The following is a 21,293-nucleotide window of genomic DNA, read 5'->3' as shown; positions in this document are numbered from 1 at the left end:
CCCTTAAAGATGCCGTTTAGGTGATTTGACTACATGATAAAAGGACAATAACTTAGTGTCAAAAGGGCTAGCCAAACTCGCACAAATAGCCATCACCAGCTTAAAAGGTGTTGGTCCAAGCATGGCAGAAAAACTTGAAAAAGTTGGCTTGCGCTCACTACAAGATTTACTTTTTCATTTACCCAATCGTTATGAAGACCGGACTCGTGTTACCGCAATACGAGACTGTTTCCCTGGTGTTTTCACTAATATTATTGGTGAAATCACCGGTAGCCAAATCATTAATGGCAAGGGGCGTATGTTATTGGTTACCGTTCAAGATGGCTCAGGAACAGTAAATTTACGTTTTTTCCGCTTTAGCGCTGCACAAAAAAATAGCTTAGCATTGGGGCTGAGCATTCGCTGTTATGGTGAAATTAAGCGTGGCGCTCGTGGTTTTGAAATAATCCATCCTGAGTATAAACCTCTTGACCAAGACCAGCCTTTAACCGAGGTAGAAGAAACGCTGACACCCGTTTACCCAACCACTGAAGGCTTACGACAAATAACCTTACGCAATCTAACAGAGCAAGCGTTAATTAGATTGGAACGTGGTCAAGTTGAAGAGTTATTACCGGATGAATTTAATTTACAAAACTACTCACTCGCACAAGCTTTGGCACTTATTCATCGTCCGCCCCCTGAAACATCGGTTATACAATTAGAAGAGGGTAAGCACCCAGCACAGTTGCGATTAATAAAAGAAGAATTGTTGGCGCATAATCTTAGTATGCTGAAATTGCGCCAGTCTAGTGATGCTCATCGTTCAATCTCTTTAATCGATGATAAAGCGCTCAGTGATAAATTTTTAGCCTCATTACCTTTTTCACCCACCAATGCTCAAGCGAGAGTGGTAAAAGAAATTCGTCACGACCTAATGAAAACTCAGCCAATGATGCGCTTAGTACAAGGTGATGTTGGTTCAGGAAAAACCTTAGTTGCAGCACTTGCGGCACTCACCGCTATCAGTAAAGGCTTTCAGGTTGCCTTAATGGCGCCAACAGAAATATTAGCAGAACAACATGCCCTTAATTTTAAAAACTGGTTTGAACCACTCGATATCAGCGTTGGCTGGCTAGCTGGAAAAACGAAAGCAAAAGCAAGACGTAGCGCACTAGAGCATATCGAAAATGGCACTATGCAGATGATTGTTGGTACCCATGCTTTATTTCAAGATAAAGTTATCTTTCATAATTTAACACTGATTATTATTGATGAACAACATCGCTTTGGTGTACATCAGCGTTTATCACTGCGTGAGAAAGGCGCTTTTGAGGGGAATTATCCACATCAATTGATTATGACAGCAACCCCAATCCCTCGCACATTAGCCATGACTGCTTATGCCGATTTAGACACCTCGATTATTGATGAACTTCCCCCAGGAAGAACCCCAATAAATACTATTGCCTTACCTGATACACGCCGTGACGACGTAGTTGAACGCATTCGAAAAGGCTGTGTAGAAGACAACCGACAAGCTTATTGGGTGTGTACATTAATTGAAGAGTCTGAGGTATTACAATGCCAAGCAGCAGAAGATACCGCGGTGTATTTACAAGAGCAATTAACAGAATTAAAAATTGGTTTGATACACGGAAGAATGAAAGCCGCTGAAAAACAGTCGGTAATGGAAACGTTTAAAAAAGGCGAACTAGACTTATTGGTTGCGACAACCGTTATTGAGGTCGGTGTTGATGTACCCAACTCGAGTTTAATGGTCATTGAAAATCCGGAACGGTTAGGCTTAGCGCAACTCCATCAGCTACGTGGGCGTGTAGGACGAGGCACCGTCGCTTCACATTGTGTCTTAATGTATAAAAGCCCACTCTCTAAAACCGCAACCAAACGCTTAGCGGTATTGCGTGAAAGTAATGACGGTTTTGTCATTGCACAAAAAGACTTAGAAATACGAGGCCCAGGTGAATTTTTAGGTACCAAGCAAACCGGTCTCGCCGATCTGAAAATTGCAGACTTGCTCAGAGATGCTCATTTAATTCCAGAAGTTCAGCAACATGCTTATCTTATTTGGAAAAAGTACCCACAAAATGCCCAAGCTATTATTGAGCGTTGGATGGGAGAGCGCGAACACTTTACCAATGCTTAGACTGCTTTATAAAAATAAAAGCACCTAAGCAAAGGCGAATAGCCAAAATTACTTTCTTATTATTCTCAATAAACATAAGCCCAATAATAGAGCAAAGCTTATTGCTCCTCCATCTGAACTTTTCACTTTTGATGGCGCTATAACAACAACAGCAGCTGTTTTACTGACCGTAATGCTTTTGGTCGTTTTAACACTAAGACCTGTGCTGTCCATTACCGTTAATTCAACACTATAGCTGCCAGCCTGAGTATAAGTATGACTCGGGTTTTGTATGTTACTGCTGCTATTATCATCAAAATCCCAAGCATAGCTATATTGCGAATCGCCCCCAACTGGCACTGAAGTAAAGTTCACCACTAAATCATTGGCTGAATAAGAAAATGAAACGCTTAAATCGGACGCTTCCGAGGAGCTTGAAAGTGTTACCGTTGCCGATGTGCTATCAGAGCTTTGCAAGTCGACCTTCATGCTAAAGTCGAGTTTGGGTAGGATCACACCAGATTCAGGCTGACCTGGCGAGGAGTGATCATCGGCATCACTAAAGAAACTCGTCGCGACATTATTAACATCACCATTAAAGGGTTGTTGGTCGTATAAACTAAATGCTGCGTCGTGTATCTGATATGCCGAATTTTTGCTACTGCCATCACCTGCTTTTACTAGGTTTTGATCCGCGTCAACCACACCAATAAATAACTGCCCGGCATGCTCATCGACTTTGTTATCAGCAACATTGTCATTACGATACCAAAGTAAAACACCGGCATCATAACCAATGCTGTTCAAGCGACTATCGACACTGGTATGGCTACGTAGCTGTACATAATAATAATGAGCTAAACCAGCAATTTTATCCGATAAACGACTAAAGCCCGCCAATGTTGCCTGATTTTCAGTTTCACCGTTAATCGCAATAACCTCACTGACACCATTGGTTACCTTTATTTCATCCGCGACAAAACCATAACCACCTTCTGCTTGGTCAGTAACATAATTAATTTTAATAACGACACTTTGTCCGGCAAAGCTAGCGAGGTCAAAAGTTAAATCAGCCCATTTTAAATCACCTTCGCCACTAACAATATCTGCTGAATTTCCACTGATATACTCGCCTATACTCGGGTAATAAGGATTACTATTTTGGCTGTAATTTCCCTTAATCGCGGTGTTATTTACCAATACTTGCACGTAGTCGTAGTCTTGTTCTATTTCCCAACGCGCCTTCATCGATAATATTGAGGTACCCGTAGGTAAATTGGCAGAAAACGACATACTGTTTTCCATCATGTCGCCTTTATTAGAATAAAACTGATATGTGCCTGCGTAAGCCGCAGGAAAGTCTAATGCTAACGGCGGTAAGTTCACCTTGATTTGGTTAATCGCAGTATGATCGACAGTACTAACCAAGGAAATACTTTCAGTGCTTAAGCTTGCAAAATCAACTTCGCGTTGAGTTATCCAGTTGCCTTGATAACGCTCTTGTAGATAATCACGCGCAAGAGGACTAAAGGCAGAAGGACGCGTTCCTGCTGGAGAACCGAGCCAAGTGCCAGAAGCCATGACTGACCACTCTGAAACAGGCGCACCGATATCACTACTATCGATATCATATTCGTCAAGCAAACCTAAATCATGACCAAATTCATGGACAACAACACCAGGAGCCGCATCGATGGGGTTAATGGTATAACCAAACGCTTTTATCTCAGAGCCCGGAATAGTGGCTGGTTGATCACCCGTTTCATTGAGCACAAAACTTCGATGCGACCAAATAGCATCTTCGGCTAAGTTACCACCGCCCGCTTCCTCACCGATACTGGCATGGAAAAGCATAATATGATCAATAATACCGTCGGGTTCATTAACATTACCGTCTCCGTCAAAATCAAATAAATCAGTTTTGTCGTAAGCTGATAAATCTATACCTTCAGCAACAAGTTGTGTAACTGCCTCAACAACAAGCTCCTTAACATTTTGATCATTTTCAGTTTCTTCGTCGTTGCTACCATAGTAACTGGCATTGTTTTCTGCAGTCACCCACCCCTTAACTTGACCAGTAAAAAAGAATTGCTGACCAGACTCATGTTGATAATATTGAAAAGCCGATTCAATATTTTGTCCTGAAGGGCCATCAAAGCCCTTCGCAGAGAATAAAAGATCATTGTAATGAGCAACCGAATAGCTTGAATAAAACATATCGGTATCATTCGCTGACAAACCATTATCATTATGCTTTAAATCATTAAAATCGATCAGTATCGCTAAAACTTTAACCGTGGTTTCAACGTCGGCAGCAGCAGTTTCTTGTAATAAATAATGGGCGATTTGAGTTTTTTTCAACTCATGATTGAAGCTCATCTTTTGACGAAACTCACCACTACTAAAACGTTCAGCCGCAACAACTTTTTTTGATAGTGCCAACGGCAAAGCTTTAGGTTTAAATGATTTTTTTATCAGATAGTCAGTCAGTGCTTGTTTTTTTTGTTCTTCGGTGGCGTTTATTGACAATTCACCTCTTTTTTCTAACCAATAGAGGATACGCTCTTTATTAATAACACCGGCATCTGCTGGTGCACTTTTAGAAAAACGTTTTGTGTTGTCAATGTTTTCGGCTCGTAAAGGCAGCTGGATTATCAAGACCAACAACGCTAATAAATAGGGTATCTTCATCAATTTTCCTCGGTGTGACTTATTATTTAGCACAGTTTTTCAAGGCCGCATTCTTCTTACGGATATACGCATTAACTGCATGCTCTACTTCTTGGTCAGATAATGAAGCGTCAATTTTCCCGTTGGCAATTAACAACTCTTTTAACTTCAGCGTGTTTTTAAGTGGTGGTGTCGTTGACTGCTGACAAATAATTTTATTTATACCTACTTTTTCACTACTATTTTTTGCTGCCACTGCTGCTGAATTTTGCTGACAGCCCTGCAATAAAAACATCAACACTACTAAATAAAATTTCATAATATCGCCACCTGCAACAATAAGGGTAAACATAATATTAACCATAATAACGTATATTAATTAGCGGATAAAGTTTAACCAGCACAGTCCATTTAATAAAAAACACTGCCACTTGATTTCAAGTGTTAATAATTGCTAAAAAATGCGGTAAACTGTTAGTAATTTTAGTGATAAGTGAATGTTAGATGGCTGCTCAACAAGATAATCATCAAGAAAATAGCTCAAGCTCTGCAAGTGACAACACTACGCATTTTGGCTACCAAACGGTAGATAAAAACGATAAAGAGTCGAAGGTTGCCAGTGTGTTTCACTCTGTCGCCGCACAATATGATGTGATGAATGACTTGATGTCTTTTGGTATTCACCGCTTATGGAAACGCTTTACCATTGATGCTAGTGGTGTACGTCCTGGTAATAAAGTACTAGATCTCGCTGGTGGTACCGGTGATTTAACCGCAAAGTTTTCACAACTAGTTGGCCGAGAAGGTAAGGTTATTCTTGCTGATATTAATAGCTCTATGCTCAATGTTGGCCGAGATAAGTTACGTGACAAAGGTTTAGTACAAAATATTGAATACGTACAAGCTAATGCACAATACTTACCCTTTGAAGATAATACCTTTGATATTGTCACTATCGCTTTTGGTTTACGTAACGTTACTGATAAAGACATGGCGCTACGCTCTATTTACCGCGTATTAAAACCCGGAGGTCGTTTATTGGTGCTAGAGTTTTCAAAACCCGAGCACGAGTTAATTAGTAAGGCTTACGACTTTTATTCTTTTAATATTCTCCCTAAAATGGGCGAGTTAGTCGCTAAAGATGGCGATAGCTATCAATATTTAGCCGAATCAATTCGCATGCACCCAGATCAAGAAACATTAAAAGAGATGATGGACTCAGCGGGTTTTGAACAAACAAGTTTCAAAAACCTCACCGGCGGTGTTGTTGCCTTGCACAAAGGTTATAAGTTTTAATCGTGACAAACCTCAATAGTCAGTTAATGTTTCAGCAAACGCTCTGTTCGACAGTAGAGTTTGCCTTTAACCAAGCACTGGCACTCAATATTAAGGGTGCTGGAGTTTTACAGGTCTTAGAGCAAAAAACATTAACCGTTTTATTAACTGAGTTAGGTTTTCCGCTAAGTTTTTCTATTGATGGCAACAAAGTTTTAGTGACCAGCTTAACTGAGCGCAGCGACTGTACAATAAATACCAGCATAAAAACTTTACGAGAACTAAAGAAAGAACAACAAATTACTGAGTTGATCAAACAAGAAAAACTCGATGTTCAAGGCGATATTAAAGTGGCTCAACAATTTGCTAATATTGCCCAATCATTAGAAATAGATTGGCAAAGCGAGCTTGCTCAGCATATTGGTGATATTCCTACGTATAAGTTGTCGCAGTTAGGTAAGAGTTGGGCAAAAAAAATTAATTTTGCCACACAACAGATACAAGCAGACGCCAGCGAATGGTTAGTACATGAAAAACGCTTAGTGGTGACAGCCAGTCAACTCGGTAGTTTTAGTGAGCAAGTCACTGAAATAACTAAGCAAACAAATACAGTAGCGGAACGTATTCAGCGACTTGCTGAAAAAATAACTCTCTTAACTTAATTCTCAAGGAACATTGTGAGCAGTTTTCGACTTTATCGCATCATTAAAACATTTCTTCAATTTGGTCTTGATGAACTGATCCCAAGCCATATGCTACCTTGGTATGCGAAACTTATTCGCTTCACATTATTCTGGTTACGCAATAAACACCAAGATAAACCTTCAGCCTTGCGCCTTCGTCTAGCGATTGAATCTTTAGGTCCGGTGTTTGTAAAATTTGGCCAGATGCTATCAACCCGTCGTGACTTACTCCCTGAAGATTTTGCCAACGAACTGGCATTACTGCAAGATCAAGTACCTGCTTTTGACGGTGAATTAGCCAAGGCTATTATTTTAAAAGCCATAGGTGAAGAAACATTTAATCAGCATTTTAGTGATTTTGATATTCAACCCCTTGCTTCGGCGTCAATTGCCCAAGTGCATACCGCCACTTTGCTGCAAGACGGACAATCTTTTGAAGTGGTCCTTAAAGTTTTACGGCCCAATATTACCGAGACAATTTTAGCTGACGTAAAAGTCATGTCGTTATTTGCGGGTGTTGTCGCTAAATTTTTACCTGATGGTAAACGACTACGCCCAAAAGAAGTCGTTAATGAATATCGAAAAACAATTATTGACGAACTAGATCTCAACCGTGAAGCTGCGAATGCAACCTTATTAAAGCATAATTTCTCCCAAGGTAATGCCAGCGATAGCGTATTATATGTCCCCAAGGTTTATAGTGATTTTAGCCATGAAAACGTGATGGTTATGGAGCGTATTTATGGTATTGGCGTTGGAGAAATAGCAACACTTCAAGGGCTTGGCGTAGATATGAAATTACTGGCTGAGCGTGGTGTTGAAGTATTTTTTACCCAAGTATTTCGTGACAGTTTTTTTCATGCCGATATGCATCCAGGCAATGTTTTTGTCGATGCAACACACCCTGCAGATCCAACATGGATAGCGATAGATTGTGGTATTTGTGGCACGTTAAACCGTGAAGATAAACGCTACTTGGCCGAAAATTTTGTCGCGTTTTTTAATAGAGATTATCGCAAAGTTGCCGAGCTTCATGTTGACTCTGGCTGGGTACCAAGCGAGACCAGTGTTGATGAATTTGAATTTGCTATTCGCACCGTTTGCGAACCAATATTTAACAAACCCTTATCAGAAATATCTTTCGGACAAGTGCTGGTCAGTCTTTTTAACACCGCCAGACGATTCAATATGGAAGTACAACCGCAATTGGTTTTATTACAGAAAACCTTGCTCTATATTGAAGGTTTAGGCCGACAACTATACCCGCAACTCGACTTATGGCAAACAGCTAAACCTTTCTTAGAGAATTGGGTAAAACAGCAAATGGGTGTTAAAGCCGTATTCAAAAAGATAAAAGAGAATCTGCCTTTTTGGAATGAGAAATTGCCTGAAATGCCAGACTTGCTTTATGATTATTTAAAAACGACCCAAGTAACCCGTCAAAAGCAAATGCACTTATTCACTGAATTAAAAGCGCAGCAGCACAAAAACCATAAAATTATTATTGGTACTTTGCTCTTTAGTACCTTATGTATTTGTGCAGCCATTATATTTCATTGATATCTGCTTCAACTGTCTGAGTAGATATCAGTAATGGAGTTATCCGTTCGAGGACTAAATCTAAGTTAACGTTATCGGCTTAAGACGAAATAAATTTTTTGAGACGACAAAGCCTTATTATTTTGTGCCTATTTGAGGTCTTAACTACTAGTGTTATAAAGGCCGCTAACCAACATTAACGATCACTCTGCGCACATTCCTGACGTTCTCTGCTGATTATTCTTCAGGTCAACTGATAGCCATAAGCTGACATTAGCTTTTGTGAAGTCATGAACATATTAAGGATAATTTTAATCAAAATTTACTGCATACCTATGGGTCTGCTGTAAGCTCATTGCTGCCGTTAATAATTGGCCTATGAATGCTAATAATGAGCTTAAACTACTCATTGATGTGTCATTAAAGTATGGTCTCATTTATGGGATGGCTTAAGTTAATAAAAAAGTAGCCGATAACCTTTTCTGTCAAGTTTATAAATAACGTTCAAAAGGAATAGAACATGAAAGCTATTACGTCAACACCCACGCCAATATCTGTTTCAGCTAACTCCTCTGCACAAGCGCAAAAAATTAATAGCATGGAAGTGAGCCAGTCTAAAACACACTATGACACCCGCACTTCCAATAACACGATAGCAACATCATCACAACAAAATACGGTAACAATTAAGGTAGTAACTAAACCAACAGCAGCTGAATTAAAAGAGGGTCTTCTAGACTTAGTAGCTATTGAAAAGGAACAAAAAAAATATGCTGATGACATGGTCTCTGAAACTCAGCGTATTTTAGCGGAGGTGGCAAAAGAGCAACCCAACCTACTAAAAAAAAATTTGATTTTACCAACACAGGCGATGAAATAGACATCATTGATCATGATCTAACAAAAAGAGAATATAACTACTTAAAAGCCAAACTTAACGCTAGTGATAAATTGATTGAAGCCACTGATTTTTTAAATACTGACCTAGCTAGAGAAAAAACACAGACATCAAGAAGCAATACAATATACACCAAAGAAGACGTTGTTGGCCGAATTCATGTCAGGGACGTAATTGAACAAGCTGAAAAAAGGTCTGCTGAAAGAGTCAGAATCACTGAAGAGAATGTTGTTATGAAACCTTATGATGCAAGATCCATGTTCAGTGAAGATGTCTATTTCAATGTACTAGATATAGTACAAAATACAAGTGTTCGCTTTAACGCTAAAGTTTAAGCATATAAATCTCATTATTGAAATTTAAATAATAGACTAGAGCTTATTTAACCATTTATTGAACATTGGTAATGTGTGGTCTAGATTAGTATTAAAAATGGTTGAATAAATAACTTAATTAGATTTAATTTAGTATTACTAATCTATGCTCTGCCGGATCAGTTTCCGCTTTGATTTAAAGTATCTATGACTGCTTTGTTGACTATCAAGATGAAGGTAGCTCAATGCCTGATGAACACTAAAAACAGCTCAAAAAGCAATTTATTTTAATGTCAGCTTTCGTATCTTAGTTACCATTAATTGAGGTGATTATTACTTGTGATTTCAGACCGCTTTGAACTTGAAGCAGACTTTGTAATTTGTGCGTTACTCGCTTTCATAAAGCGCATAAGTTATTTTTACAAACCCTAAGATAATGAATAGGAAAACTACCAGCAATAAATTATATCTGTTGGGCTGTTTTAATTTTAGATGACCTTATTGTCTGTCTAACATTTCAACTTATATTCTGACCAATGCAAAGTATTCCCTAACAAAACGATACTGCCAGAAACAATCAAAATTGCTGTACTTAAAATGCCCGTCATAATGATACATTCCGCTATACCGCCATCGTCGCAATCTCCTAATTCGCCCATTTGAGTTGGTTTTAAGGTTAGTTTTTTAGTCACCATGTCACAGTCATAATAGTAAGGCTGATCAGGTGAAGAAGAGGGAACGAATGCACATGAAGTGACGGAAAGACAAATAAAACAACTCAACAGCACTTTCTTTAAACTCATCAACGGCGATATCCATATAATTAATTTTTCATTAAAAGTAAGGCCAACAAACGACTCATCACCCTTCATTAAGCTAAGGTCCAGCTTTTTGTAAATTAATTATAATGAAATACAAAACGTTAACTGTTCAGTTTTTGTATTTCATTTGTTTAACTTTGTAAGATTATTTTAATTTTTATGGCTAATTTTTTAATAAAAAAGTACTTACTTATTTTTATTCTTGAGCATATCACGTAAATTCGCCACACCCATTTTAGTTGTTTTGTCTTTGTGCTCTTGGCTTTTCTTAGTTTCTGTAAGCTCCCAACTTAAATCGTCTTGCGGTAATTCGTGTAAAAATCGACTCGCTTCAGTGCGAGAAACTTCACCATATTGTCGGCGCTCTTTGGCATAAGTAAAGATCAATTCTCGTTGCGCACGAGTAATACCCACATAAGCTAAGCGGCGCTCTTCTTCAACGTTACCTTCGTCCATACTTGTTTGGTGTGGTAATAAACCTTCTTCCATGCCAATCAAGAAGACATAAGGAAATTCTAGCCCCTTAGAAGCGTGCAGTGTCATTAATTGCACTTGGTCAGCATCATCTTCATCTTCGCCACGTTCCATCATATCGCGCAAGGTTAAGCGGGTGACAATGGCTGGCAATAACATAGGCTCTTCTTCGTCATCACCCTCAAGCATATTGGTTACCCAACTAAAAAGTTGCGTAACGTTCTTCATGCGCATTTCTGCCGCTTTTGGGCTGGGCGAAGTATCGTACAACCAGTCTTCATAATTTATTTCACGGATCATCGCTCTAAGCACGGCTGGGGTGTCACCTCGCTCAGCGTGGTCGCCGGTTTCAACTAACCAACGCGTAAATCGTTGTACGTGCACTAAACCACGCCCCGTTAAGTGCTGCTCAAGCCCCAACTCAAAACTAGCGGCGAACATGCTTATTTGCCGCATATTGGCGTAATTACCCAGCTTTTCTAGAGTCGTGGGTCCAATCTCTCTGCGTGGTACATTGACTATTCTTAGAAAGGCATTGTCATCATCAGGGTTCACCAAAACACGTAGAAATGCCATCATGTCTTTAATTTCGCTGCGTGAGAAGAATGACGTTCCACCGCTGATCTTATAAGGAATACGGTTAAGCATTAATGCTTTCTCTAATAAGCGCGATTGATGATTACCACGATATAAGATCGCATAATTTTTAAATTTACTTTTGTTTAAGAACTTATGACCAATTAATTCACCGACCACTCGCTCAATTTCATGCTCTTCATTTTTCGCTTGAATAACGCGCAGTTCAACGCCGTAAGCCAGCTCACTGAATAACGCTTTGTCGTAAACATGAGGGTTATTAGCGATTAAAGTATTGGCACACTTAAGAATACGGCCACTTGAGCGGTAATTTTGCTCTAACTTAATCAGCTTGAGCTGAGGGAAATCTTCACCGAGTAAAACAAGGTTTTGTGGTTTGGCACCACGCCATGAATATATAGATTGATCGTCATCACCAACAACCGTTAACAAGCCCCGTTCACCGGCAATTAATTTTACTAACTCATATTGGCTGGCATTGGTATCTTGATATTCATCAACCAGTAAGTATTGAATTTTTTTCTGCCAGCGAGCTTTAACGTCAGGAAAGTTTTTTAGCAACAAGGTAGGGATTAAAATTAAGTCATCGAAATCAAGCGCGTTATAGGCTTTCATATGCTTCTGATAGAGCTGATAGAATTCAGCAAACATGGTGGTATCTGCATCGCCAGCCATTTTTATTGCGGCATCGGGTAACATTAAGTCATTTTTCCAATTGGAAATCATGCTCTGTAATTTACTCAGTAAATCTTTATCACCATCAAGCTCATCATGGGTTAATTCTTTCAATAAAGACAAAGTGTCTTGGTCATCAAATAAAGTAAAACCAGGTTTATAGCCTAAGGTTTTAATTTCTTTACGGATAATATCAAGACCCAGCGAGTGGAAAGTAGAAACGGTTAGACCTCGCGTTAAACTTTTGTCCATCATTTTAATTACACGATCTTTCATTTCTCGTGCAGCTTTATTGGTAAAGGTTACTGCGGCAATATTACGCGCTTTGTAGTCACATTTTTCAATAAGATAAGCAATTTTTTTACAGATAACCCCTGTTTTACCACTACCCGCGCCGGCTAATACTAAGCAGGGGCCAGTAACATATTTTACCGCTTCATTTTGTCCAGGGTTAAGTTTCATAGTGATCAGTTTTTCAGATAATTATATTTTCAGGGCGCTAATTTTACCTTGTTTGTCCTATACCGTATATACCCATGAATCGGCAAAATGCGGCTAAAATCCTACATTTTAAATATCATTGAGTTAATAAATTAGCCATTGGCAAAATCATTAAATACATTACAATAAGCTCATTGATGAACTATGGATAATAATAATGTTTAACGCTAAAAAGATTGAAGAAATCGCCAAACAAGTTTCCGATGCAATTCCACCTAAATTCAAAGATATAGCTACAGATATTGAAGAAAAAACCAAAGTAGTGTTACAACGAAAATTAGCACAACTTGACGTAGTTTCGCGTGAAGAGTTTGATGTTCAAACACAAGTATTATTAAAAACGCGTCAGAAACTGGCTGAATTAGAAAATAAGCTCGCTGAAATCGAAGCTAAGTTAGCTGAATAACGTCATAAATAGCGATAAGTTATTATCGATCCAATTAACTTATCGCTTCGAAGAGTATTACTAAGTGACGGTTTTATACACACGTCGTTCTAAAATAAAGCCCATAATTCCCATGACAAAAAAGAATACACCCGCTATGCATAGCCAGGCATTTATTGGCTGAGCAATCATTTTTTCACTGTCAGCACGATAAAGTCGCAGCCCTTTTGGTAATGTTACTACATAGTTTTTCCCTAAGAATTTCTCAGACAAGATGAATTTTTCATCCTTACGCTGTGTCATCTCCATCTTCTTTTTATAATAAAGCTGGTTGTTTACATCTTCTCGCGGGATCATTTTGTCCCAATCATCAAATATATCTTTTGGCTCTCCCGCTAAAACAACGCCTTGAGAATAGTATCCAAACTGTACCTCTGGAAACAATATTTTACTTTGCCCGACATAAAATAAAGTAAGCGCAAGGACAATCAGTGTACTGCAGATATAAAGATAACGCCTTTGATTTAACATTTGTGATTGTTGTTGCTGCTTTAACCAATGCTCTATATCAGGTATTTGCTTGAGCTGAGTCTCAGCGTAACGCCGGTCAAATAAAGCTATAAAATCAGCTAAAGATAAACCATAAGCGGTTAATAACTTTCTAAAAATATCATTTGATGGCATTGATTTATCATTTTCTAACTTTGATAAATAAGATTGCTCTATTCCTGTTAAATCAGCTAAATCAGGCTGACTTAATGCTTTTTCATTTCTAAGTTTTTTTAACTGTTCACCAAGCGTCATTTGCTTTTCCTTTTTAGATTAAGTTTTAAAATGCCGTCGACAGCAAGCTTATTCTTGGTTATTCCTGTAATAATATAAAGGTGAATATTTAAGAATATTGTTGAATATAGAAATGTTGTTAGGCTTATTTGACATCTATGTTTATTGTCATTGCTTACCAATAAAAAAGCAGCCATTGGCTGCTTTTTTATTTTAAAGATAAACTTAATTTAATTGATATCTTTTAGTTTCTCAATATATTGTAGCTTCTCAATATTTAGCATAACGCGGCAATAGAATTCTTCGGGACAAAAAGGTTTTCGTAGAAAATCATCGGCACCATTTTTAATGAATCGTGCTGATTGAAAACTCTTTTCTGAACTCGCTACCGCTATAATGATTAATTCATTAATCGGGTGTTTCGCTCTAATTTTATGCACTAATTCTAAACCACTTACCCCCGTTAAATCTTGCTCAAGGATCACAATTTTTATATCGGGTTGTTCCTCAAGCTTTTTAATCGCTTTGGTACCATCTTCAACATCATATACGGTAAAATTTCTTCGTTTGAGTAACTGACAAACATGATTTCTTGAAGCTAAAGAGTCATCAACGACTAAAACGCCAATTTTTGGGTTGTGAAGTTGACCATGAAGAATTCTAAGTAAGTAATGATAAGCCTGAGCATTCGTTTTTGTAATGTAATCAATAATGGGTTGGTTAAGTAATTTCTTGTGTGTGGTGTCATCAATTCGGCCAGTCATGATGATGCTAGGGATATTGTGCTGAACAATATAGGGGACAACTTCACCATTAGGTGCGTCAGGCAAACCATAGTCCAGCGTCGCTAAGAAAAAACTATGCTCTTGGGCGAGCAACACTTTAACATGAGCAAAGGTATGCGCGATGGTCACAGAGTACCCTAAAGAAACAGCAATTTTTTCAATAACTAACGCAATTGATTTACTGTCCTCAACAACGAGTAACCTTTTTTTTGTCATATCAAACTCACTCGAATTATTATAACTTAATTATAAATTACTATACCTGAGACTTTCACTAAGTAAACTTATATTACCTGATAGCTGTACTTTGCTTATTTGTTGCTGCTAAGCAGAGGTAACCGGCATCATTAAAGTAAACAATAAAACCAGTTAATCTCTTTCATTTATGTAAAAAGCAGCCAATGACTGCTTTTTACTTTTAGAAATAAACTCAATTAAACCTACAGCCCGTTACAGCTTCATTGGCTGCCTTTGTTTATAGGTTAGACTACGCCATAACCATTCCATAGGGCCAAAACGGTAGCGATTTAACCACCATTTAGAGAATATTATTTGTGCAACAATAATCGCTATAACAATGAGCATTTGCGGTGCTCTTGATATCTCTCCGTATTGTCCACCGGCATAACCATAAAAAATGCTGGTTAAAATAACAGAGTGCATCAAGTAATTGGTTAATGCCATTTGCCCCATAGGTGAAAATGCGGCAAAAAATTGTTGCCACTTTTGTTTATTCAACGCACAAACGACAAGACCTAAATATCCTGCCGATAATAAATATTGAGCAATGTAAAAGAGCATTTGCCCGACACCTTGCAGTATTCCTGAAATACCTGCCGCAGGGTGTTGAATAATTAAGACACTAGCAACATTTAATGGAATACCGACGGCTAAGCCGACTTTAGCCAAAAGACTAAAAAACTTATGATGCTCTTGGTGTTTGGTTATTTTTTCTGTTACCACCAGCCAAAAACCTAAGATAAATATTGGCATTAAAACGACCAACGACATAATAGGCGTGAACATCAACATGAACCCCATAAAACCAAAACGATATTCGGTTGCTTGCCAATAACTATTCTGCATAAATGCACTATCTTCTTCAGCAATATCGACCAGTAATTTTTTACGTTGCTCGATAGTTTCAGCAATAGTGATCTCTCTTATTTCTTCATCGGTAGGCATAATAAATGAAGTGTCTTCCACGCTAGATGCTACACCATCAATGGCATCATTATTTTCTAATATAGCGTCAGTATTAATAGCTAATTGCTGTTCTACAGCCGTATATATATCAAGTTCGTTTTGCCACATTTCTTGATACTTAGATTCATTGAACATCATACCAAATATAGAGCCACCAAAACTAACCAGAAAAATAGGGATTGCTAGCCACATTAAGGCTAATTTTAGGTAAGCTTTTGGGTCTTCTGTTTTTTTATAAGTAACCCAAGCTAACAAAATTAAACCCGCTATAGCGTAGTCGTGTAAAATATCACCACCCCATAAAAAAATCATATGAGCTATACCGATGAGCAGCAATACCAGCATGCGACGAACAAACCAAGCACCAAAAGGTCGACCTGCATCTTTGGCACGTAACAACATAACAGCAAAGCCCATTCCAAAGATAAGGGCAAATAATTTATAAAATTTACCTTCAACAAAACAACGAATTAACCAACCAACCGCATGGTCAATGCCGGTTAATGTTGTATCGTGGCCGCCTAAAGAAATAATTGCACGGTTAAACCATTCAATATTCATCAATAAAATACCTACGAGGGCTAGGCCACGTAAAATATCTAAGGCATCAACACGTTTATTTTTATCTAAGGGTTTTAACTCAGGGGGGGGTATTACTGATTCATCTTCTTGGCTTACTTGCATCATGAATTGTCCATATAATTTTTATCGATATAGAATAAACTAATTCACCTGCAATTGAAAAGTATAAAATGTAAGAAGCCACTTCAATTAAAGTGGCTTTAGTATTTGATCAGTAAAGGTTATTTAAATAATCTATCTGCTTAATTTAGAAATGCTTGATAAGCTTTATTTTCGGTTTCTTCTTGCCATTCATAACCTAAATCTTTTAGATGATTAAAAAAGGCGAGCTGGTCATCATTTTTCACTTCAAAACCGGCTAATACTTGACCAAAAGCGGCACCATGATTACGATAATGAAATAAGGTAATATTCCAATGCTCTCCTAAGGTATCTAAGAATTTTTCCAATGCGCCTGGGTATTCAGGAAACTGAAAACGAAAAATACGTTCGCGAGTTGGTAAAGAATTTTGGCCACCAATCATATAGCGGACATGAAGTTTGGCTAATTCGTTATCAGTAAGATCTGTTGCTTGATAATCTTTTTCAGTTAACAGTGAAAGTAAGTGATTTCGATCGTCTTCACCACTGGTTCTCACTCCAACAAAAATATTAGCCTTTTTATGGCTACCATCAGCTTTTGTTGCATAACGATAATTAAATTCAGTGATCACACGTCCGTCTAAGGCATGGCAAAATGTTCTAAAACTACCTTTCTTTTCTGGAATTTTTACTGCCAATACCGCTTCTTTTTGCTCACCTAATTCACATCGCTCTGAAATATATCGTAAAGTATGAAAGTTCATATTAGCGCCAGACAAGATGGCAACTAATGCTTCATCTCCGACACTGGTTTTACAATACTTTTGTAAGCCCGCCAATGACAATGCACCGGCCGGTTCAGAAATCACGCGCGTCTGTTCAAATATATCTTTGATAGAGGTACAAATTTCATCAGTTGTTACTGTGATCACGTCATCACAATAATGTTTAATGACATTGAAGGTGTTTTCACCAATCCTCTTTACGGCAACCCCGTCTGCAAAGAGTCCCACTTGTGCTAAGTCGACCGGTTTACCAGCTTCCATCGCGGCCTTCAAGCAAGCAGAATCTTCTGCTTCAACACCGATGACTTTTATATTGGGTCGTAGTTGCTTTAAATAAACCGACATACCTGCCAGTAAACCACCGCCACCGACAGGAATAAAAACCACTTCAACTTTTGGGTGTTGCTGTAAAAGTTCTTTGGCAACCGTTCCTTGTCCAGCGATAACATCAATATCGTCAAATGGAGGAACTATGGTTTTATTTTCATCACGGGAAAAATCTAATGCAGCAACTTGCGCTTCATTAAAGCTTTTACCAACTAAACGTACTTCGGCGCCAAAACGGCGCACGTTATCAACCTTGATATCCGGTGTTGTTATGGGCATAACAATCGTGGCTTTAATACCAAGCTTATTTGCCGCAAGTGCCAAGCCTTGAGCATGATTACCGGCAGAAGCGGCAATCACCCCATGAATACACTGCTCTTCGGTTAAATTAACGAGCTTATTATAGGCACCGCGGATCTTAAAAGAATGAACTGGTTGTTGGTCTTCACGTTTAAGGAAGATTTGATTACCTAAACGTGATGATAACTTAGTTAATGGTGTTAATTCACTTTCAATAGCAACATCATAAACTGGCGCCAATAGAATTTTTCGTAAATAATCGAGCCCTTGTTCTTGAGTTTCTTTCGCAAGCACTAAAGCTTGCTGTTCAGCTTCAGTCATTATATTTGTTCCAAAAGGCCATCAAGAAATTCACATTACGCCCCAACTAAACCGTCAAGTAAATCACGGTTACGTACTGCACCTTTATCTGCACTTGTCGCCAACATCGCGTAATTTTTCAAGGCATAGCTAATCGGGCGTACACGATCAAGTGGTTTCCAAGCATCTTTGCCTTTTGCTTCCATGTTAGCGCGACGTTCAGTTAATACTGCTTCGCTGACGTTTAAGGTAATATCACGATTAGGAATATCAATATGAATAATGTCACCTTGCTCGACTAAGGCAATCGTACCGCCACTGCCGGCTTCAGGAGAAACATGACCAATAGATAAACCAGAAGTGCCACCAGAGAAACGGCCATCGGTTAACAAGGCACATTCTTTACCTAACCCCATAGATTTTAAGTAAGTAGTTGGGTAAAGCATTTCTTGCATACCTGGCCCCCCTTTAGGGCCTTCGTAACGAATAACAACTACTTCGCCAGCAACAACCTTGCCCGCTAAAATACCTGAAACTGCATCATCTTGGCTTTCAAAAACATGAGCCGGACCAGTAAAGACTAGATTATCATCGGCTACACCAGCCGTTTTAACAACACAACCGTCAGGGGCAATATTACCGGCTAATACCGCTAAGCCACCCTCCAATGAATACGCGTGTTCAAGTGAACGTATACAGCCGTTTTCACGATCGTCATCAACCGTATCCCAACGACAATCTTGGCTAAAGGCTTTAGTGGTGCGAATGCCAGCGGGGCCGGCACGGAAAAAGTCGATGACGCTTGGGTCTTTAGTTAACGTTATATCATATTTTTCTAGCATTTCATCAAGTGTTAAACCAAGCACGTTTTTGATGTCCATGGTTAATAAGTTAGCACGAGCTAATTCGCCTAAGATTGCAATAACACCACCGGCGCGATGCACATCTTCCATATGGTATTTAGGCGTAGAAGGGGCAACTTTACATAACTGCGGCACAATTCTAGATAACCGGTCCATGTCTTTCATGGTGAAATCGATATCCGCTTCTTGCGCAGCGGCGATTAAATGCAACACGGTATTTGTTGAACCACCCATAGCGATATCTAAACACGTGGCATTTTCGAACGCCGCTTTGTTAGCGATATTACGTGGCAATGCCGACTCGTCATTTTCTTGATAGTAGCGCTTAGTTAATTTAACAATTTCTTTACCGGCGTTTAAGAATAACTGCTCACGGTCGGCATGGGTGGCGAGCATGGAACCATTACCCGGTTGTGCTAAACCTAACGCTTCTGCTAAACAGTTCATTGAGTTAGCGGTGAACATGCCCGAACATGAACCACAAGTAGGACACGCTGAGCGTTCAACTTGGTCGCTTTGCGCGTCAGACACTTTTGGATCAGCGCCTTGGATCATTGCATCAACGAGGTCAAGCTTGATAATTTGGTTTGAAAGCTTGGTTTTACCGGCTTCCATTGGGCCACCCGAAACAAAAATTACCGGGATATTTAAGCGCATAGCCGCCATTAACATGCCCGGCGTAATTTTGTCACAGTTTGAAATACAGACCATAGCATCAGCACAATGCGCATTAACCATATATTCAACCGAGTCGGCAATTAAATCACGCGAAGGTAGGCTGTAAAGCATACCGCTGTGACCCATGGCAATACCATCGTCAACCGCAATGGTATTGAATTCTTTAGCGACACCGCCAGCTTTTTCGATAGCGCCAGCAACAAGCTGCCCCATATCTTTTAAATGTACATGACCGGGTACAAACTGAGTAAAGGAGTTAACAACCGCAATAATTGGTTTGCCAAAATCATTATCCGTCATTCCTGTTGCGCGCCATAATGCACGAGCACCAGCCATATTGCGGCCTTGAGTAGAAGTTGCAGATCTTAATTTAGGCATGATATTTACATTCCAATTGATAGTATTGATTAATATTGGTGAAAAATTTTATTTTGAAAGCCACTGAATCAATAAGCTTTTAAAATAAAACCTTATCGGTTTTATTTATAGTTTACGGTGATGACGCAACTCGCCAAGATTTGCCACTTTAACAAAGAAGGAATACTTAACTTATCGCTATAAGTAAGTATTGCCGATAAAGTAAAAATAACAACGAGTTGAATTATTACCGCTATTTAACCGGATCTAACCAATTGTCTGGGACAGTGGTTGTTCCGTTAAAAATACCAAAAAAGGCTTCTTGAATCGCTTTAGTAATTGGTCCACGAGAACCATTACCGACCAGCATTCCATCCACTGATTTTACCGGTACAACTTCCGTTGCCGTGCCACACATAAAGAACTCGTCAACTAAGTATAATGACTCACGAGAAATAGGCTCTTCACGTACTTCATAACCGAGTTGTTCTGCAAGGAAGAATACGGTGTCACGCGTTAACCCTTGTAAAATAGAAGCGGTTCCTGGAGGCGTATAAAGAATACCTTTGCGGATCAAGAATAAGTTTTGACCGGCTCCTTCACTAACCATGTTATTGATATCAAGTGCAACACCTTCTGCATAACCATGACGAGCAGCTTCGGCTGAAATTAATTGTGATGAAAGGTAATTCCCTCCAGCTTTTGCTGCTGTTGGCATAGTGTTAGGTGCTAATCGATTCCAACTTGACACTCCAACTTCTACCCCATTCTCAATAGCATCAGCACCTAAGTATGCTTCCCAGCTAAATGCGGCAATCATTACATCAGCTTTTGCATCAATTGGTGGGCGTAAGCCCATACCGATATCACCCAGAAAAGCCAACGGACGTAAGTACGCAGAAGCTAAACCATTTTCAGCAACAGCATCTTTACAGGCTTGTACAATTTCTTCTTGGGTAAAAGGGATATTCATTCGATAAATTTTTGCTGAATCAAATAAACGTTTGATGTGTTCTTCTAAACGAAAAATACACGTACCTTTATGAGTATCATAAGCACGGATACCTTCAAATACTGAAGAACCATAATGCAAAGCGTGACTCATTACGTGCACAGTGGCATTTTTCCACGGCATGAGTTCACCATTAAACCAAATTAGTTCTGCATTTACTTTAGCCATTTTTCTTCCTAATTTATAATATTTTTAACGAGTTAGCTGTAGTTTAATGACCCAACCAACTCTGAATTTTTATGAGTGCTTGTTACGTAATTATTATAACTGGTTATGA

17 protein-coding genes are annotated in these 21,293 nt (G+C 38.9%); 7 read left to right on the top strand and 10 right to left on the bottom strand.

Going from position 1 to position 21,293, the window contains the following annotated elements; genetic code table 11:
- Window positions 1–55 precede the first annotated feature (55 nt).
- Window positions 56–2,146 (top strand): ATP-dependent DNA helicase RecG, encoded by a 2,091-nt coding sequence (recG, locus tag ESZ26_RS11365; protein WP_211361224.1) that lies wholly within the window; start codon window positions 56–58, stop codon window positions 2,144–2,146.
- Window positions 2,147–2,194: 48 nt separating this feature from the next.
- Here the strand turns inward: recG and ESZ26_RS11360 are convergent, their stop codons facing one another.
- Both ESZ26_RS11360 and ESZ26_RS11355 read right to left on the bottom strand, forming a co-directional pair.
- On the bottom strand, window positions 2,195–4,816 hold the full coding sequence (locus tag ESZ26_RS11360) for an immune inhibitor A domain-containing protein (protein ID WP_146796589.1): 2,622 nt from the start codon (window positions 4,814–4,816) through the stop codon (window positions 2,195–2,197).
- A gap of 22 nt (window positions 4,817–4,838) precedes the next feature.
- On the bottom strand, window positions 4,839–5,147 hold the full coding sequence (locus tag ESZ26_RS11355; protein WP_146796586.1) for a hypothetical protein: 309 nt from the start codon (window positions 5,145–5,147) through the stop codon (window positions 4,839–4,841).
- Window positions 5,148–5,299: 152 nt separating this feature from the next.
- Here ESZ26_RS11355 and ubiE point away from each other — a divergent pair, with 152 nt between their 5' ends.
- The 5 genes from ubiE to ESZ26_RS11330 all read left to right on the top strand — a co-directional run bounded on the left by ubiE (window position 5,300) and on the right by ESZ26_RS11330 (window position 9,525).
- Complete coding sequence (gene ubiE, locus ESZ26_RS11350; RefSeq protein ID WP_146796583.1) at window positions 5,300–6,091, top strand: bifunctional demethylmenaquinone methyltransferase/2-methoxy-6-polyprenyl-1,4-benzoquinol methylase UbiE; 792 nt, start codon at window positions 5,300–5,302, stop codon at window positions 6,089–6,091.
- 2 nt (window positions 6,092–6,093) lie between these two features.
- The gene (locus ESZ26_RS11345; RefSeq protein WP_146796581.1) at window positions 6,094–6,732 is read left to right on the top strand and encodes a ubiquinone biosynthesis accessory factor UbiJ; all 639 of its coding nucleotides are present in this window, start codon (window positions 6,094–6,096) and stop codon (window positions 6,730–6,732) included.
- Window positions 6,733–6,747: 15 nt separating this feature from the next.
- On the top strand, window positions 6,748–8,313 hold the full coding sequence (gene ubiB / locus ESZ26_RS11340; protein ID WP_146796579.1) for a ubiquinone biosynthesis regulatory protein kinase UbiB: 1,566 nt from the start codon (window positions 6,748–6,750) through the stop codon (window positions 8,311–8,313).
- Window positions 8,314–8,812: 499 nt separating this feature from the next.
- A complete protein-coding gene (locus ESZ26_RS11335; protein WP_146796576.1) occupies window positions 8,813–9,172 on the top strand; it encodes a hypothetical protein in 360 nt (119 codons plus the stop codon).
- A gap of 71 nt (window positions 9,173–9,243) precedes the next feature.
- Window positions 9,244–9,525: a hypothetical protein gene (locus ESZ26_RS11330; protein ID WP_146796573.1), complete on the top strand. Its 282-nt coding sequence runs from the start codon at window positions 9,244–9,246 to the stop codon at window positions 9,523–9,525.
- Between the two features lie 488 nt (window positions 9,526–10,013).
- On the opposite strand, the gene ESZ26_RS11325 is transcribed toward ESZ26_RS11330, so the two are convergent.
- Together ESZ26_RS11325 and rep are read right to left on the bottom strand one after the other, a co-directional pair.
- Window positions 10,014–10,376, bottom strand: a complete 363-nt coding sequence (locus tag ESZ26_RS11325; protein WP_146796571.1) for a hypothetical protein — start codon at window positions 10,374–10,376, stop codon at window positions 10,014–10,016.
- Window positions 10,377–10,511: 135 nt separating this feature from the next.
- Window positions 10,512–12,533, bottom strand: coding sequence for a DNA helicase Rep (gene rep / locus ESZ26_RS11320; RefSeq protein WP_146796568.1), 2,022 nt, complete (start codon window positions 12,531–12,533; stop codon window positions 10,512–10,514).
- Between the two features lie 196 nt (window positions 12,534–12,729).
- Between rep and ubiK the strand changes: the two genes are divergently transcribed.
- Window positions 12,730–12,978, top strand: coding sequence for a ubiquinone biosynthesis accessory factor UbiK (gene ubiK, locus ESZ26_RS11315; RefSeq protein ID WP_146796566.1), 249 nt, complete (start codon window positions 12,730–12,732; stop codon window positions 12,976–12,978).
- A gap of 60 nt (window positions 12,979–13,038) precedes the next feature.
- Here ubiK and ESZ26_RS11310 read toward each other — a convergent pair whose 3' ends face one another.
- The 6 genes from ESZ26_RS11310 to ESZ26_RS11285 all read right to left on the bottom strand — a co-directional run bounded on the left by ESZ26_RS11310 (window position 13,039) and on the right by ESZ26_RS11285 (window position 21,184).
- On the bottom strand, window positions 13,039–13,761 hold the full coding sequence (locus ESZ26_RS11310; RefSeq protein WP_146796563.1) for a helix-turn-helix domain-containing protein: 723 nt from the start codon (window positions 13,759–13,761) through the stop codon (window positions 13,039–13,041).
- A 209-nt stretch (window positions 13,762–13,970) separates the two neighbouring features.
- Window positions 13,971–14,741, bottom strand: coding sequence for a response regulator (locus tag ESZ26_RS11305; RefSeq protein WP_146796561.1), 771 nt, complete (start codon window positions 14,739–14,741; stop codon window positions 13,971–13,973).
- A 234-nt stretch (window positions 14,742–14,975) separates the two neighbouring features.
- Window positions 14,976–16,418 (bottom strand): DUF418 domain-containing protein, encoded by a 1,443-nt coding sequence (locus ESZ26_RS19455; protein ID WP_223271646.1) that lies wholly within the window; start codon window positions 16,416–16,418, stop codon window positions 14,976–14,978.
- A gap of 137 nt (window positions 16,419–16,555) precedes the next feature.
- Complete coding sequence (ilvA, locus tag ESZ26_RS11295) at window positions 16,556–18,127, bottom strand: threonine ammonia-lyase, biosynthetic (RefSeq protein ID WP_146796559.1); 1,572 nt, start codon at window positions 18,125–18,127, stop codon at window positions 16,556–16,558.
- A gap of 35 nt (window positions 18,128–18,162) precedes the next feature.
- Window positions 18,163–20,025: a dihydroxy-acid dehydratase gene (ilvD, locus tag ESZ26_RS11290; RefSeq protein ID WP_146796556.1), complete on the bottom strand. Its 1,863-nt coding sequence runs from the start codon at window positions 20,023–20,025 to the stop codon at window positions 18,163–18,165.
- A gap of 232 nt (window positions 20,026–20,257) precedes the next feature.
- The gene (locus tag ESZ26_RS11285) at window positions 20,258–21,184 is read right to left on the bottom strand and encodes a branched-chain amino acid transaminase (RefSeq protein ID WP_146796554.1); all 927 of its coding nucleotides are present in this window, start codon (window positions 21,182–21,184) and stop codon (window positions 20,258–20,260) included.
- Between the last annotated feature and the right edge of the window lie 109 nt (window positions 21,185–21,293).

It is taken from the genome of Colwellia hornerae, assembly GCF_007954355.1.
Classification (GTDB): domain Bacteria; phylum Pseudomonadota; class Gammaproteobacteria; order Enterobacterales; family Alteromonadaceae; genus Colwellia_A; species Colwellia_A hornerae.
Note: the sequence above shows the minus strand (reverse complement) of the source record. Positions and strands in the feature narration are given on the sequence as shown.

Excerpts from the sequence above, each read along its gene's own strand:
- ESZ26_RS11285 (WP_146796554.1), bottom strand. The coding sequence starts at position 21,184 with ATGGCTAAAGTAAATGCAGAACTAATTTGGTTTAATGGTGAACTCATG.
- ilvD (WP_146796556.1), bottom strand. The coding sequence starts at position 20,025 with ATGCCTAAATTAAGATCTGCAACTTCTACTCAAGGCCGCAATATGGCT.
- rep (WP_146796568.1), bottom strand. The coding sequence starts at position 12,533 with ATGAAACTTAACCCTGGACAAAATGAAGCGGTAAAATATGTTACTGGC.
- ubiE (WP_146796583.1), top strand. The coding sequence starts at position 5,300 with ATGGCTGCTCAACAAGATAATCATCAAGAAAATAGCTCAAGCTCTGCA.
- ESZ26_RS11355 (WP_146796586.1), bottom strand. The coding sequence starts at position 5,147 with ATGTTTACCCTTATTGTTGCAGGTGGCGATATTATGAAATTTTATTTA.
- ilvA (WP_146796559.1), bottom strand. The coding sequence starts at position 18,127 with ATGACTGAAGCTGAACAGCAAGCTTTAGTGCTTGCGAAAGAAACTCAA.
- ESZ26_RS11335 (WP_146796576.1), top strand. The coding sequence starts at position 8,813 with ATGAAAGCTATTACGTCAACACCCACGCCAATATCTGTTTCAGCTAAC.
- ubiK (WP_146796566.1), top strand. The coding sequence starts at position 12,730 with ATGTTTAACGCTAAAAAGATTGAAGAAATCGCCAAACAAGTTTCCGAT.
- ESZ26_RS11310 (WP_146796563.1), bottom strand. The coding sequence starts at position 13,761 with ATGACGCTTGGTGAACAGTTAAAAAAACTTAGAAATGAAAAAGCATTA.
- ESZ26_RS11325 (WP_146796571.1), bottom strand. The coding sequence starts at position 10,376 with ATGAAGGGTGATGAGTCGTTTGTTGGCCTTACTTTTAATGAAAAATTA.
- ESZ26_RS11305 (WP_146796561.1), bottom strand. The coding sequence starts at position 14,741 with ATGACAAAAAAAAGGTTACTCGTTGTTGAGGACAGTAAATCAATTGCG.
- ESZ26_RS19455 (WP_223271646.1), bottom strand. The coding sequence starts at position 16,418 with ATGATGCAAGTAAGCCAAGAAGATGAATCAGTAATACCCCCCCCTGAG.
- ESZ26_RS11360 (WP_146796589.1), bottom strand. The coding sequence starts at position 4,816 with ATGAAGATACCCTATTTATTAGCGTTGTTGGTCTTGATAATCCAGCTG.